The following is a 14,413-nucleotide window of genomic DNA, read 5'->3' on the forward strand; positions in this document are numbered from 1 at the left end:
GGATCAACCCGGCGAGCTTAGGCTAGCCTAAGTGGCATGACGGACCGCCCGAAGAAGCTCACCGCCGCCACGGTCGTCCGGACCACGCGGCCCACCCCGCACCTGATCCGCCTGGTCCTGGGCGGTCCCGAGCTGGCCGGGCTGCCGGTGGGCGCGTACACCGACCACTACGTGAAGTTCCTCTTCCCGCCGGCCGGGGTGACCTACCCGTACCCGGTCGACCTGGCGACGATCAAGCGGGAGTTCCCGGCGGAGCAGTGGCCGCGTCTGCGCGCGTACACGGTGCGGGCCTGGGACGCCGCGGCGGGTGAGATGACGGTGGACGTGGTGCACCACGGCGACGAAGGGCTGGCCGGGCCGTGGGCGGCGGCACTGCGTCCCGGCGACCGGGTGCTGTTCACCGGGCCGGGCGGCGCGTACGCGCCGGACCCGGCCGCCGACTGGCACCTGCTGGCGGGCGACGAGAGCGCGCTGCCGGCCATCGCCGCCGCCCTGGAGCGGCTGCCGGCGGGCGCGCGGGTGAAGGTGTACGTCGAGGTCGGCGGCCCGGCCGACGAGCTGTCGCTGACCAGTGCGGGCGCTGTCGAGGTGTGCTGGCTGCACCGCGACGGCCGCCCGTACGGCGAGCCGCTGGTCGAGGCGGTACGGGCGCTGGAGTTCCCGCCCGGCCGGGTGCACGCGTTCGTGCACGGCGAGGCCGGCGCGGTGAAGGAGCTGCGGCGGCTGCTGCGGGTCGAGCGCGGCGTGCCCCGGGGCGACCTGTCCATCTCCGGCTACTGGCGGCAGGGCCTGGACGACGAGGGCTGGCGATCCACCAAGCCGGCCTGGAACGCCGCGGTGGAGGCCGAGGAGGCCGCCACCGTCCCCTCCTGACCGCCCTCGCCGCTCGCCGCCCGCCGCCCCCGCTCCCGACGCCGATCTTGGAGTTGTGGCGCCTCTGATACCGGCGTGAAGCGGGCATCCTGGGCGCCACAACTCCGTGATCGACGGAGGCGGAGTGGGCGTTTCGTCCTACCCGGGCGGCTGCGCTGCCCAGGATGGGGTCATGGGGGAAGACGTGGGGGAGCGGGCCGGGACGCAGCCGGCCGACCGGGTGGTGCTCGGGGTCGGCGTGGCCGGGGTGCTGGCCGTGGTGGCCTGGGGCGTGTTCGCGCGTGGTTCCCTGGCGTCGTTCGGCGCGGCCGGGCTGAGTTGGACCGTGAGCACGTTCGGCTGGTTCTTCGTGCTCGCGGCGGACGCCTTCCTGGTGCTGGCGGTCGTCGTGGCCGCCTCCCGGTTCGGCCGGATCCGGCTGGGCGCCGACGACGACGAGCCGGAGTTCGACACGCTGGCCTGGGTCGCCATGATGTTCAGCGCCGGCATGGGAATCGGCCTGGTGTTCTTCGCCGTGGCCGAACCGATCCAGCACTACGCGACGCCGCCTCCCGCCTCCGGCGTCGCGCCGCAGACCGGGGCCGCCGCCGCGACCGCCATGCAGTACACGCTCTTCCACTGGACGCTGCATCCGTGGGGCATCTACGCGATCGCGGCGCTGGCCCTGGCGTACTCGACGTTCCGCAAGGGGCGGGGCAACCGCATCTCGTCCGCGTTCACGCCGCTGCTCGGCGACCGGACCGACGGCCCGCTCGGCCGCGCGATCGACCTGCTCGCCGTCTTCGCCACCGTGTTCGGCTCCGCGACCAGTCTCGGGCTGGGCGCGCTCCAGGTGGCGGCCGGCCTCGACCTGGTGGCCGGCGTGCCGGACGGCCGGGCCGTCGAGCTGACGATCATCGGCGCGCTCACGCTCGCCTTCGTCGTCTCCGCCTTCTCCGGACTGCACCGGGGCGTCAAGTGGCTGTCCACCACGAACGTGCTGATCGCCGTCGTACTGATGCTGTTCGTGTTCGTGGTCGGTCCGACCGTCTACACGCTGGAGGTGTTGCCGGCCTCGGTCGGTGACTACCTGAGCGGCCTGGTGCGCATGTCGACGCGTACCGGGGCGTTCTCCGATCCGGCCTGGCTGGGCTCGTGGACCATCTTCTACTGGGCGTGGTGGATCTCCTGGGCGCCGTTCGTGGGCACGTTCATCGCCCGCATCTCACGCGGCCGTACGGTCCGCCAGTTCCTGATCGGGGTGCTGCTGATACCCAGCGGCGCGAGCACCGTCTGGTTCGCGGTGATGGGCGGGACCGCCCTGCGTACGCAGACCACCGGCACCCGGGACCTGGTGGCCGACGTGGAAGCCGGGTCCGAGCAGGCGCTGTTCGGGCTGCTCGACGCGCTGCCGCTGGCCACGCTGACGAGCGTGCTCGCCATGGTGCTGATCGCGCTCTACTTCGTCACCAGCGCGGATTCGGCGTCGCTGGTGCTCGGCTCGCTCAGCTCGCGCGGCGCGCTGCGGCCGCACCGCGGGGTGGTGGTGCTCTGGGGCGTGCTGATCGGCGCGGTCGCGGCGGCGTTGCTGCTGGCCGGCGGCCTGGCCGCGCTGCAACAGGCGACCATCCTGGTCGCGTTGCCGTTCGTCGTGGTGATGCTGGGCCTGGCCGTCGCGGTGCTCCGGGAGATGGCCGCCGATCCGGTGCTGCGCGCCGGGCCCCGGCCCCGACGCTCCGGCCTGGCCGCCGCGGTGAACGCGGCCCGGTCGTACGAGGAGGAGGAGCCGGCCCCCGTCACCCGCTGGTTCCACAGTCGGCGCTGCTGAGTGGGGGTACCTCGCCTTGTAGCATAGGTGCTACATTTCGAGGCATGACTGCGGTCGAACTTCCTGGGGCCGTCGCGTCCCCCCGACCGCCCGACGAGGATCTCGTCCTCGACGTGCGGGATCTGCGTATGCGCTACGGCGCCGTCGACGTGCTGCACGGCGTCGACCTGACCGCCCGGCGGGGCGAGGTGGTGGCGCTGCTCGGGCCCAACGGCGCCGGCAAGACCACCACCATCGAGATCCTCGAAGGCTTCCGGCTGCCCTCGGCCGGCACGGTGCGCGTGCTCGGCAGCGACCCGGCCCGCGGCGACGAGCGGTGGCGCGCGCGGCTGGGCGTGGTGCTCCAGTCCTGGCGCGACCACGGCAAGTGGCGGGTACGGGAGCTGCTCGCCCACCTCGGCGACTTCTACGCGCCGTACGGCACCGACCGGATCCCGCGCCCGTGGCCGGTCGACGAGCTGCTGGAGACGGTGGGCCTGACCGCGCACGCCGGCAGCCGGGTGTCGCGGCTCTCCGGCGGTCAGCGCCGCCGGCTGGACGTGGCTGTCGGCATCGTCGGCCGCCCGGAGCTGCTGTTCCTGGACGAGCCCACTGTCGGCTTCGACCCGGCCGCCCGGCGCGAGTTCCACGAACTGGTGCACCGCCTGGCCGACCTGGACGAGACCACGATCGTGCTGACCACGCACGACCTGGCCGAGGCGGAGAAGCTGGCCGACCGCATCCTCATCCTGGCCGGCGGCCGGATCATCGCCGAGGGGTCGCCCGACCAGCTCGCCCGGCGCGTCGCGGGGGACGCCGAGGTGCGCTGGACCCGCGACGGCGAGCGGTACGTGCACGCCACCGCCGACGCCACCGCGTTCCTGCGCGACCTGCTCCGCGAGCACGGCGACCGGATAGGCGAGCTGGAGGTGCGCCGGGCCAGCCTGGAGGACGCGTACCTGGCGCTGGTGCACGAGGAGGAGACCGGCATCCGTACCGGCCGGGCCGAGCGGGTGTGGCAGCAGGAGGCGGACCGATGAACCCGACCACCAACGCGCTACGGGCCGGGCTGCGGCGCGGCGTGATCGAGCTGCGCGCGACGTTCACAAACGGCCAGGATCTCTGGACCTACTTCTTCCCCACCGTGGTGCTGCTGATCGCGGTGTTCTGGATGCGCGGCTCGACGGTGCCGGGCACCGACTTCTCGCTCGGCGCCCGTACGCTGCCCAGCGCGCTCGGGATGGGCCTGCTCTTCGGCGGCCTGCTCGGGCTGGCCAACCAGCTCGTCATCGACCGGGAGGACGGCACGCTGCTGCGCGCCAAGGCAATCCCGGACGGCATGCTCGGCTACCTGGTCGGCAAGATCGTGCTGGTCTCGGCGGTCGCGCTGATCGGCGTGGTCATCCAGCTCACGCCCGGGCTGTTCTTCCTGGACGGGCTGCGGCTCGGCGACCCGGGCGCCTGGCTCACGCTGGCCTGGGTGGTGCCGCTCGGGCTGGTGGCGACGCTGCCGCTGGGCGCGGTGATCGGCTCGCTGATCGAGAACCCGCGCAACATGGGCCTGGTGGTGATGCCGATCTTCGGCCTGATCGCGCTGTCCGGCATCTTCTATCCGATCAACGGCCTGCCCGGCTGGCTGCAGGGCGTCGCCCAGGTGTTCCCGCTCTACTGGCTAGGCTTGGGCATGCGCTCGGCGCTGCTCCCCGGCGACCTGGCAGCAGTCGAACTCGGCGGCTCCTGGCGGCACCTGGAGACGGTCGGCGTGCTCGGCGCCTGGGCGGTGCTCGGGCTCGTGCTGGCCCCGGTGGTGCTGCGCCGGATGGCCCGCCGGGAGTCCGGCTCGCGGGTCGCGGCCCGGCGGGAGCGGGCCATGCAGCGGGTCGGATGAGAGGGCGTCGATGAGCGAGACCGTGCACAACCGGATCGCGGTGCTGCGCGCCGAACGGGGCATCTCCCGGCGGCAGCTCGCCGACGCGCTCGGTGTGCACTACCAGACCGTCGGTTACCTGGAGCGCGGCGAGTTCCGGCCCAGCCTGCACCTGGCGCTGCGCATCGCCGCGTACTTCGAGGTGCCGGTCGAGGTGGTCTTCTCCATCGAGCCGTTCCCGCGTATCGGCGACCCCGCGGCGGCCCGCTCGGCCTGAGCCGGCGGGGACGGGCGTGGTCGGCCACACGCCCGTCCCCCCGGCCGCCGGATCGTCGGTCCGGCAGGGCAGGATGTACGCCGAGGGGGTGGCGGTCATGGCGGGGCGGATCCGGGACGAGGACATCGCGCTGGTCCGCGAGCGCACCGCCATCGCGGACGTCATCTCCGAGGTGGTGACGCTCAAGTCGGCCGGTGGCGGCAACCTCAAGGGGCTCTGCCCGTTCCACGACGAGAAGAGCCCGTCGTTCAACGTCTCGCCCGCCCGCAACGTGTTCTACTGCTTCGGCTGCGGGGTCGGCGGCGACGCGATCAAGTTCCTGATGGACGCCGAGCACCTCAGCTTCGTCGAGTCCGTCGAGCGGCTGGCCGCCCGCGCCGGCATCCAGTTGCGCTACGTCGAGGACGACAGGTCCGCGCCGCGTCCCCGCCCGCAGCAGGGGCAGCGGCAGCGCCTGGTGGCGGCGCACGCCGCCGCCGTCGACTTCTACCGGTCCCAGCTCACCACCGCTGGCGCGCGCCCGGCCCGCGAGTTCCTCGCCGGGCGCGGCTTCGACCGGTCCGCCGCCGAGCGGTACGGCTGCGGCTTCGCCCCCGACGGGTGGGACCTGCTCACCAAGCACCTGCGCCAGCAGGGCTTCACCCACGACGAGCTGGTCACCGCCGGGCTGTCCCGCCCGGCCCGCTCCGGTTCGCTGATCGACAGGTTCCGCCGCCGCCTGATGTGGCCGATCCGGGACATCACCGGTGACGTGATCGGCTTCGGCGCCCGCAAGCTGTTCGACGACGACGACGGCCCGAAATACCTGAACACCCCCGAGACGCCGATCTACAAGAAGTCGCACGTGCTCTACGGCATCGACCAGGCCAAGCGGGAGATCGCCAAGCAGGGCAAGGTGGTGGTGGTCGAGGGCTACACCGACGTGATGGCCTGTCACCTCGCCGACGTGCCGACGGCGGTGGCGACCTGCGGCACGGCGTTCGGCGGCGACCACATCTCGGTGCTGCGCCGGGTGCTGTTCGACAGCGACGAACGGGCCGGCGAGATCATCTTCACCTTCGACGGTGACGCCGCCGGGCAGAAGGCCGCGTTGCGCGCGTTCGAGGACGACCAGCGCTTCGTCGGTCGTACCTTCATCGCGGTCAGCCCCGACAACATGGACCCGTGCGAGCTGCGCCTGGCAAAGGGCGACCTGGCCGTGCGCGACCTGGTGGCCCGCCGCGAGCCGCTGGTCGACTTCGCGCTCCGGCACGTGATCAGCCGGTTCGACCTGGACACCGTCGACGGCCGGGTCGAGGCCATGCGCCGCGCCGCGCCGCTCGTGGCGAAAATCAAGGACCGGGAGAAGCGCCCGGAGTACGTGCGCAAGCTCGCCGGCGACCTCGGCATGGAGATCGAGCCGGTGCAGCGCGCGGTGCTCAACGCGGCACACGGGCCGCAGGCCGGCGGCGCCGCGCCCGCCGCCCCGGCCCGCCCCGGCCGGGCCACGCCCGCTGTGGACAGTCCGCGTTCCATGGTGGAGCGGGAGGCGCTCAAGCTGGCGTTGCAGGAGCCGGTGCTGGCCGGTCCGATGTTCGACGCGGTCGAGGTGACCGACTACCAGCACCCGGTGCACGTCGCGGTACGCGCCGCCGTGGCGGCGGCCGGCGGCGCGTCCACTGCCACCGGCGGCGCGGTCTGGATCGAACGGGTCCGCGACGCCTGCGACGACCTGGCCGGGCAGGCGCTCATCGGCGAGCTGGCGGTGGAGCCGCTGCGCATCGACGGCGAGCCGGACCCGAGGTACGTCTCGATCACCATGGCCCGGCTCCAGTGGAGTTCGGTCACCGGCCGCATCCGTGACCTCAAGTCGAAGATCCAGCGGGTCAACCCGGTGAGCAACAAGGACGAGTACTTCGCCCTGTTCGGGGAACTGCTGTCGCTGGAACAGCACGCACGGGCACTGCGCGAGCAGGCCGCCGGAGGATTGTGATGGGACTGTTCAACCGCCGGCCGAAACTGCCGTCCGCCGACCGGCCGCCGCTGGCCGCCGACGAGCGGGTGCTCGCCTGGGCCGCCGCCGGGACCGGCGAGGGCGGCAACGACGGCGTGCTGGTCGCCAGCAACCGTGGCCTCTGGCTGCCCGGCCGGGTGGAGCGCCTTGGCTGGCACGACATCCTCAAGGCGGTCTGGTCCGGCCGCGAGCTGACTGTCACCCCGGCCGAGCCGGTGGCCGAGCGCGACGGCTACCTGGTGGTGGCGGACGGCCTGCCCGAGACGTACCTGCTCGTCGACCCGGGTGACCTGCCGCACCAGGTCCGGGACCGGGTCACCGGCTCGGTGGCGTACACCTCGCACCACGAGATGCCCGGCGGCTCCGGGCGGATCGCCGCCCGGCGGGTGCCCGGCGTCGACGGGCTGACCTGGACGGTCCGCTACGACCCGGGGACGCCCACCGACGACGAGGACGTGGCCGCCGAGACCGCCCGGCTGGTCGCGGCGGCGCGGGCCGCCACCACCCCCGCCGACGTCTGAGGTCTACACCTTGAGGACGTCGACCTCGTAGAGCGGGATGGAGGCGTCGCCGGTGATGGCCCAGAGCGCGACGTGGGTGTCCAGCAGCAGGGTCATGCGCCGATCCCGAAGTCGGCGGCGATCTCGGCGTTGGTCTGTGGCGAATCCCAGTCACCCGAGAGGTCCACCTGCCCCGCGAGGGAGCCGATCGCCGTGCGGTCGGTCCGGCGCACCAGCGGTACGACCTTCGCCACGGGGGTGCCCGCCCGGTCGATGATGATCTCTTCGCCGCGTTCCACCCGCTCGATGATGCGCGACAGGTGGGTCTTGGCATCATGCATGTTGTAGTGCACAGCCTCAGCCGACGTGGCGCGCGCCCTCCTCGGTTAGCTAAGTTCTTAGTTTAGGCACGTGGGCGGGCGCCGTCGAGGAAGAGCGCGACGACCCGGGCGGGGCCGGTCTCGTCGGTGAGGTCGGCCGCACGGGCCAGGTGCAGGAACGCGTTCATCAGGAACTCCGGTTCGCCGGTGACCGCGCCCTCGGCGCGGGCGTCGGCGAAGAACCGGGTGACCGGGGCCAGCATCAGGGCGACGTAGAGGCCCGAGACGTGCTCGCTGGTCTCGGCGGAGACGAGCGGCAGCGTGTCGTAGATGCGCTGTTCGAACGTGATCGCGTCGCCGTGCTGCCCGGCGGCGACGGTGGCGAGCGCGTGCAGCCGGTGCGGCACGTCGCCGGGGCCGGCCAGCGCCGCCGAGATCCTGCCGCCGACGTCCCGGATGTACCGCTCCGCCACCGCGATGTAGAGGTCCTCCTTGCCGCCCGGGAAGTGGTGGTAGATGGACGGCTTCTGGATGCCGACGCTGCGTCCCACGCCGACCAGGGAGATGCCCTGGTAGCCGGTCGCGGCGAGCTGTTCGGCGAAGGCGTCCATGATCTGGGTGCGGGTGTCGCTCATCGGTTCTTCCTGGCGTGGTGGAGGGCGAGGGCGCAGGCGGCGGTTCCGGCGACGGTGAGGGCGGCGAGCGCCGCGACGCCGATCGGGGCCGCGGCGAGCGGCGTGCCGCCGCCGAGCTGCCGGGCGGTGTCGACGATATAGGTGAGCGGGTTGACCGTGGCGATCACCCGCATCCAGCCGGCGAGTTCGTCGACCGGCGCGAACACGCCGGTGAAGAACGACAGGCCGAACACGACGAGCGTGACCAGGTTGGTGGTGGACGCCGAGCCCGACCGGATGGCGAGCGCCGTGCTCAGCAGCGCGACGCCGAGTCCGAGCGCGAGCATCAGCAGGAGCATTCCGGCGACGCCGGACCAGCTCGCCGGCCGGTAGCCGATCGCGACGGCCCCGGCGACGGTCACCACCATCTGGAGTATGACAGCGAGCAGCGCGGCGACGACCGGGCCGACGAGGAACGGCGTCGTGGTCCCGTGGGCGAGCCGGAGGCGGTCCAGGTATCCGCTGGTGATGTCGCCCAGCACGAGCGTGCCGGCCGCGCCCGCGCCGGTGGCGACGCCGGTGAGCAGGATCAGCGGCAGCAGGAACGCGATGAAGCTCGTCCCGCCCAGATAGGTGCTGCCCACGGCGTCGAGCTGCCCGGCGTAGACGAGCAGGAAGAACAGGGACTGGGCGACCGGGGCCACGAGCAGCGCCGGGGTACGGAGCACGGCCCGGGTCGAGCGTCTGATCGCCGCGAGGACGACCGGGGCCGAAGAGCGGCGGGGCGGGGTGAGCGCGAGCGGGAGCACGGTGTCGGGCCTTTCGGGGTGCGGTGGGGGCGCGCCTCAGCGCGCCTCAGCGGGCGGCGAGGGCGACGAAGACGTCGTCGAGGGAGGGCTCGGTGAGATGGAGCCGGGTGATGTCGGCGGCGATCGCGCCGGCTTCGTGCAGGGCAGCGGTCAGCGCGCGGGGGTCGTCGGGGACGCTGAGGCGTACCCGGTCCGGGTGGTCGGGGTCGGCGCGGAACCCGGCTTCGGACGCGGCGACGAGCGCGGTCGCGGCGGCGGCGTCGGACAGGTCGAGCGTGAGCGTTCGGGCGCCGACGCGCCCCTTGAGCGACGCCGGTGGGCCCTGGGCGACCACCCGGCCGTCCCGTAGCACGGCGATCTCCGTGGCCAGCACGTCGGCCTCGTGCAGGTCCTGGGTCGAGATGAGCAGCGAGGTGCCGCTGTGGTTGAGGCGGGTCAGCTCGGTCCAGAAGTCGATGCGTGCGAGCGGGTCCAGGCCGGTGGTCGGCTCGTCCAGGATCACCACCGCCGGCTCGGCGACGAGCGCCACCGCCAGGTCCAGCTTGCGGCGGGTGCCGCCGGAGAGCTTGGCCACCCGGGACGAGCGGTGCTCGCCCAGCCCGAACAGGTCGACGAGTTCCCGCGTGCGGCGGGCCCGCTGCCGGCGGCCGAGCCCGAGCGCCACGCCGTGGAAGTCGAGCACCTCCGCCGGGGTGGCGAGGGGGTCCAGCGCGTTGGACTGCGGCGCCAGGCCGATCAGCCGCCGTGCGTCCCGCGCCTGGGTCACGGTGTCGAAGCCGCCGACGCGCACCGAGCCCGAGGTCGGGGTGCGCAGGGTGGCGATGATCTCCAGCAGCGTGGACTTGCCGGCGCCGTTGTGGCCGAGCACGACGAACCGGCTGCCCGGCGCGACGGCGAGGTCGAGCGCGCGCAGGGCGTCGCGTGTCCCGTAGGTCTTGGTCAGGGCGGAGGCGAGGACGAGCGGGGTCATGCCGCCACCCTACCGACCGGTCGGTAGGGTGGCCAAATCCGGTTGTCGACCTGCCCTGCCGCCGCTAGCGTCGCGGCATGTTCGCCACCGAGCGCGTACGGCTGCGCCCGCCCACCCCCGACGACGCGCCGGACCTGTTCCGCCTGCACAGCGACCCGGAGCTGCATCTGATCACCGACGACGAGCCGTTCCTGCCGCACCACGTCGGGCAGGTCCGGGCCCGGCTGGAGAAGCGCGCCGCCGAGCAGCCGGAAGCCGGCGCTCCGGTGTCACTGCTGGCCGAGACCGTCGCCGACGGCACGTTCCTCGGCACCGGCGTGCTGTGGGGGATCAACACCTTCAACGGGTACGCCCACCTCGGCATCACGCTGCTGCCCGAGGCGCGCGGCCAGGGCTACGGCACCGAGGTGATCCGGCTGCTCTGCCGGTACGGCTTCCGCAACCGCAACCTGCGGCGCCTGGAGATCGAGACGCTGGCCGGCAACACGGCGATGCGGCGTACCGCCGAGCGGTGCGGCTTCGTCCACGAGGGCACCCAGCGCGACCGCGAGTACGACGGCGACGGCTTCGCCGACATGGCGCTCTACGGTCTGCTGCGGCGCGACTGGACGCCGTAGCGGGGCCGCGCCGCGCTCAGCCGCCGTCGCGGTAGAACCGGGCCGCGCCCGGGTGCAGCGGGATCGGGCCGGTCGCGGCCGCGCTGGCCCGGTTGAAGTTCGCCGCCTCCGGATGCACCTGGATCAGATCGCCCTGCCAGGTGAAGAGCACCCGGGTCAGGTCGTACGCGAGCTGCTCCGGCATGTCCGCCGCCACCAGGATCACGTTCGCCACCGTGATGGTGGGCGTCGGCTCGGCCGTGCCGTAGACCTCCTTCGGCAGCGTGGCGGTGGTGTAGACGCCGCCGAACCGGGCGCTCAACGGCTCGATCAGGTCGTTCAGCGGCAGCAGCCGGAACTTCCCGGGCGCGGAGGAGAGCAGGTCCTTCACGCCGGGCGTGGGCAGGCCGCCGGAGAAGAACATGGCGTCCAGCGTGTTCGCCCGCATCCGCTTGACCGTCTCCGGCAACGACAGGTTGAGCCGCTGGATGCCGGCGTTCGGGTCGATGCCGCCGGCGGTGAGCAGACGCCCGGCGATGATGTCGGTCCCGGACTTCGGCGAACCGGTCGAGACGCGCTTGCCGCGCAGGTCGGCGAAGCTGTTGATCTTGCCGTCGCTGCGGACGATCACGTGCGTGTAGTTGCTGTAGACGCGGGCCAGCGCACGTACCGGCTGCGGTTGCTTGTCGAACGCCCCGCGGCCGTCGACCGCGTCCGCCGCCGTGTCGGCCAGGCTGAACGCGATCTCCATGTCGCCGCCGGCCACCCGGGTGATGTTCTCCACCGACGCGCCGGTCGGCTCCGCGCGCGCCTCGTACCCGGGCACGTGCCGGGTGATCAGATCGGCGTACCCGCCGCCGAGCTGGTAGTAGACGCCTGTGGTGTTGCCGGTGGCCAGGAAGATCCGCCCGCCGTGCCACGCCTGCCCAGTGGTGTCCTCGGCGCCGCAACCGGCCACCAGCACCGTCGCCAGCAGCGCCGCCACCAGCCGCGCCGGGCGGCCGCTCACCGGCGGACCGCCGGTTCCAGCGCCTCCGCCACCCGCTGCACCAGCGTCGCCGTCTCGTAACCGATCTGGCCCAGGTCGCAGCCGGGCGCGGCCAGCACGCCGAGCAGCGCCCGTTCCCCGACCGCCATCACCAGCATCACACCGCCGTCCATGTCGACGATCTGCTGGCGTACCCGGCCGGCGGACATCAGCCGGGCCGCGCCCACGGTAAGGCTCGCCAAGCCGCTGATCACCGCTGAGAGCTGGTCGACCTGGTCCGGGGAGAGATCCGGCGAGGACGCCAGCCGCAGTCCGTCCTCGGAGACCGCGAGCGCGTGCGAGACGTCCGGCACCTGCTCGGCGAAGTTCGCCAGCAGCCAGTCGAGCCCGGTGGAAGCGGGTGGATTCATGGTCTTCTCCCGTTGGGTGGTGTGGTGTTCGGGGCACGGCGCGTCGCGCTGGCCACCCCCTCGGCGAGGGCGGACAGCCGGGCGCGTACCACTTCGGGGTCGAGCAGGTCGGTCGCGGGCGGCGGCGCGGTGACGGCGGGCATCGGTCCCGGCAGATGCCCGCCCACCGGCCGCCGGGGCAGCCCGGCGGCGGTGGTCGACACCGGCGCCGGTGGCACGCTCACCGGCCGGATCCGCGCCGCGCTCGGCGCCAGCAGCGCGCCGCCCGGCGCCCGGACCGTGGCCACGCCGCGCGCCGGCCCGCCGGCCGTCGGGGCGCTGGTGACCAGGTCGCGGGAACCGCCCTGCGGCCGCAGGACGGGCGCGTTCTTGAACCACGGCGCGCCGCGCCCGTGCGGGCGCCGCTCGGCCGGCGGCCGGGACGCCACCGACTCGACCCGGGTCAGCACCGACTCCGGTACGTCCACCTGCGCCACCGTGCCGGTGCCGGGGTTGTGCAACTGCACCCGGATCCCGTGCCGGGCGGCCAGGTGGGCCACCACGTGCAGGCCCATGCTGCCGGCGGCGGCGCTGGACAGGGTGGCCGGCGCGGCGAGCCGTTCGTTGATCTCGGCCAGCCGGCTCTCGCTGATGCCGATGCCCTGGTCGTGCACGCGCAGCACCAGCCCGTCGACGGTGCGCCGGCCGTCCACCAGCACCCGGGCCTCCGGCGGCGAGTAGACGGTGGCGTTCTCCAGCAACTCGGCCAGCAGATGCACCAGGTTGCCGGCCGCAGCGCCGTGCACCGCCGCGGTCGGCACGTCGATCTCCACCCGCGGATAGTCCTCGATCTCGGAGGCCGCCGCCCGTGCCACGTCGTCCAGCAGCAACGCGCCCTCGTGCCCCCGGCCCGGCTCGCCACCGGCGAGGACCAGCAGGTTCTCCCCGTTGCGCCGCAGCCGGGCGGCCAGGTGGTCCAGCGCGAAGAGCCGGGCCAGCGCGTCCGGATCGGTCTCCTCGCGTTCGAAGTCGTCGAGCAGCCGCAACTGCCGGGTGATCAGCGTCCGGATGCGCCGGGCCAGCGCCTCCGCCATCCGGGTCACGTCCAGCCGCAACTCCGCCTGCTGCCCGGCGAGCCGCAGCGCGGCCCGGTTCACCGTGTCGAACGCCTCGGCGACCTGCGCCACCTCGTCCCGACCGCGCCGGATCCCGTCCGTCATCCGGGTCGCCGGACCCTCCGCGGGCGCCCGTTCGCCCGCCGCGATCGCGGTGATCCGCTCCGGCAGCTCCCGGTTCGCCATGGTCAGCGCGGCCACCCGCAGCCGGCGCAACCGGCGGCTGGTCCGTACCGCCAGCAGCACGGCGGTGACGAGCGAGCCGAGCGCGACGGTGCTCGTCGCCCCGGCGGTCAGCACCGCGCGCAGCCGGGCCGCGGCGGCCAGGTCGGCCGCGTCCCGGTCCAGCCCGTCGGACAGATCCCGGCCGAGCAGGTTGTACCGGCGGATCGCGCCGCTCTGCGCCACGTACCAGGCGTCGCCGTCGGTCTTCAGCGCGTCCGGCGCGCCGTCGGTGTCGAGCATCGCGTCGCGCATCCGCCGGGCCGTGGTCACGTCGGCGCCGTCGACCAGCCGGTACCAGGCAGCGTTCGCCGGGGCGGAGGCGATCCGCAGGAACTCGGCCTGCCGCTGCTCCCGGGCGCCCCGCAGCCGGCCCAGCCGGGCCAGCTCGCCGCGTTCCAGTCCGCCTCTGACGAACACCGCCCGCAGCAGGTCGCGCTCCAGCGCGGACAGGTGCTCCTGGGCGGCCACCGAGGCCACCTCACGGGCCTGGTTGGCCAGGTCGGCGTCCCGGAGTTGACTGGGCAGCGCGTCCGCGACCGCGAGCAGCGACTCCACGAGCGACACGTACGCCGGGTCGCCGCGATCACCGGCCAGCGCCAGGTCCCGGGTCGGCGCGAGTTGCTCCAAGCGCCCGCGCGCGTCGTCCAGCACCCCCGCCAGGTCCGGGGCGGCCCGGCGCGCGTCACCCTGCGCCGAGCGGTAGCGCTCCACGGCCGTGTCGACCCGGCGGCGCTGCGCGTCCACGAGCGGGCGGCCGGACGTACCGCCGCGCTGGCGCAACGCGGCCGTCTCGCCCAGTTCGCGTTCCAGCTCGTGCACCAGACGTACGGTCGCGGTGGCGGTGCCGGCCAGCACGCGCGCCCGGTCGGCGTCGGCGGACGCGTCCAGCGCGGCGTTGGTCTGCGCCGCCCCCAGCACGACCAGCCCGGCCGTGGCGACCAGGATCGGGGCCAGCAGTTGGACGCGGACCGAGCGCAGGCGTCCGGTGCGGTCCGCGGAGCGGTGGTGCCGGCGTACGCGAGCCGGGTGGGGCAGCGGCACGGTGGTCTCCGGTCGGGTCGGGCGGGCCGGGCCCGGACGCGCGTCCGGAC

Annotated in this window: 16 protein-coding genes; 8 read left to right on the plus strand and 8 right to left on the minus strand. The window is 73.7% G+C overall.

The genetic code is table 11. The annotated features are described in order from the left end of the window. Positions 1 to 36 precede the first annotated feature (36 nt). The 7 genes from A4R25_RS24015 (at position 37) to A4R25_RS24045 (ending at position 7,317) form a co-directional block, all read left to right on the plus strand. Entirely contained in the window at positions 37 to 873 is an 837-nt protein-coding gene (locus tag A4R25_RS24015) for a siderophore-interacting protein (RefSeq protein WP_064448151.1), read from the plus strand. Positions 874 to 1,045: 172 nt separating this feature from the next. Beyond that, complete coding sequence (locus tag A4R25_RS24020) at positions 1,046 to 2,680, plus strand: BCCT family transporter (RefSeq protein WP_064448152.1); 1,635 nt, start codon at positions 1,046 to 1,048, stop codon at positions 2,678 to 2,680. A gap of 44 nt (positions 2,681 to 2,724) precedes the next feature. Continuing rightward, positions 2,725 to 3,699, plus strand: a complete 975-nt coding sequence (locus A4R25_RS24025) for an ABC transporter ATP-binding protein (protein WP_064448153.1) — start codon at positions 2,725 to 2,727, stop codon at positions 3,697 to 3,699. Next, positions 3,696 to 4,547, plus strand: coding sequence for an ABC transporter permease (locus A4R25_RS24030; protein WP_043329061.1), 852 nt, complete (start codon positions 3,696 to 3,698; stop codon positions 4,545 to 4,547). The genes A4R25_RS24025 and A4R25_RS24030 overlap by 4 nt, the downstream gene beginning before the upstream one ends. Positions 4,548 to 4,557: 10 nt before the next feature. Continuing rightward, positions 4,558 to 4,803, plus strand: coding sequence for a helix-turn-helix transcriptional regulator (locus tag A4R25_RS24035; protein WP_013287928.1), 246 nt, complete (start codon positions 4,558 to 4,560; stop codon positions 4,801 to 4,803). Positions 4,804 to 4,876: 73 nt separating this feature from the next. Continuing rightward, positions 4,877 to 6,775, plus strand: coding sequence for a DNA primase (dnaG, locus tag A4R25_RS24040; protein WP_043329063.1), 1,899 nt, complete (start codon positions 4,877 to 4,879; stop codon positions 6,773 to 6,775). Beyond that, positions 6,775 to 7,317, plus strand: coding sequence for a hypothetical protein (locus A4R25_RS24045; RefSeq protein WP_043329065.1), 543 nt, complete (start codon positions 6,775 to 6,777; stop codon positions 7,315 to 7,317). Before dnaG ends, A4R25_RS24045 begins: the two co-directional genes overlap by 1 nt. Positions 7,318 to 7,320: 3 nt before the next feature. Here the strand turns inward: A4R25_RS24045 and A4R25_RS32120 are convergent, their stop codons facing one another. From A4R25_RS32120 to A4R25_RS24065, 5 genes are all read right to left on the minus strand, one after another. Further along, a complete protein-coding gene (locus A4R25_RS32120; RefSeq protein WP_166456724.1) occupies positions 7,321 to 7,413 on the minus strand; it encodes a type II toxin-antitoxin system VapC family toxin in 93 nt (30 codons plus the stop codon). Beyond that, positions 7,410 to 7,637: a type II toxin-antitoxin system Phd/YefM family antitoxin gene (locus A4R25_RS24050; RefSeq protein ID WP_064448312.1), complete on the minus strand. Its 228-nt coding sequence runs from the start codon at positions 7,635 to 7,637 to the stop codon at positions 7,410 to 7,412. The genes A4R25_RS32120 and A4R25_RS24050 overlap by 4 nt, the downstream gene beginning before the upstream one ends. 62 nt (positions 7,638 to 7,699) lie before the next feature. Beyond that, complete coding sequence (locus tag A4R25_RS24055; RefSeq protein WP_064448154.1) at positions 7,700 to 8,251, minus strand: TetR/AcrR family transcriptional regulator; 552 nt, start codon at positions 8,249 to 8,251, stop codon at positions 7,700 to 7,702. Next, positions 8,248 to 9,039: an ABC transporter permease gene (locus A4R25_RS24060; RefSeq protein WP_064448155.1), complete on the minus strand. Its 792-nt coding sequence runs from the start codon at positions 9,037 to 9,039 to the stop codon at positions 8,248 to 8,250. Before A4R25_RS24060 ends, A4R25_RS24055 begins: the two co-directional genes overlap by 4 nt. Positions 9,040 to 9,085: 46 nt before the next feature. After that, a complete protein-coding gene (locus A4R25_RS24065; protein WP_064448156.1) occupies positions 9,086 to 10,009 on the minus strand; it encodes an ABC transporter ATP-binding protein in 924 nt (307 codons plus the stop codon). 77 nt (positions 10,010 to 10,086) lie between these two features. Between A4R25_RS24065 and A4R25_RS24070 the strand changes: the two genes are divergently transcribed. Continuing rightward, positions 10,087 to 10,626 (plus strand): GNAT family N-acetyltransferase, encoded by a 540-nt coding sequence (locus A4R25_RS24070; protein ID WP_064448157.1) that lies wholly within the window; start codon positions 10,087 to 10,089, stop codon positions 10,624 to 10,626. 16 nt (positions 10,627 to 10,642) lie between these two features. Here the strand turns inward: A4R25_RS24070 and A4R25_RS24075 are convergent, their stop codons facing one another. The 3 genes from A4R25_RS24075 to A4R25_RS24085 are packed head-to-tail and all read right to left on the minus strand — an operon-like array spanning position 10,643 to position 14,363. Next, complete coding sequence (locus tag A4R25_RS24075) at positions 10,643 to 11,614, minus strand: TAXI family TRAP transporter solute-binding subunit (protein WP_064448158.1); 972 nt, start codon at positions 11,612 to 11,614, stop codon at positions 10,643 to 10,645. Next, entirely contained in the window at positions 11,611 to 12,003 is a 393-nt protein-coding gene (locus tag A4R25_RS24080; RefSeq protein WP_030503989.1) for a roadblock/LC7 domain-containing protein, read from the minus strand. The genes A4R25_RS24075 and A4R25_RS24080 overlap by 4 nt, the downstream gene beginning before the upstream one ends. Continuing rightward, positions 12,000 to 14,363: a nitrate- and nitrite sensing domain-containing protein gene (locus tag A4R25_RS24085; RefSeq protein WP_064448159.1), complete on the minus strand. Its 2,364-nt coding sequence runs from the start codon at positions 14,361 to 14,363 to the stop codon at positions 12,000 to 12,002. Before A4R25_RS24085 ends, A4R25_RS24080 begins: the two co-directional genes overlap by 4 nt. Positions 14,364 to 14,413: the final 50 nt, after the last annotated feature.

This window comes from Micromonospora sp. NBRC 110037 (assembly GCF_001652995.1).
In the GTDB taxonomy this organism is placed as follows: Bacteria; Actinomycetota; Actinomycetes; order Mycobacteriales; family Micromonosporaceae; genus Micromonospora; species Micromonospora chalcea.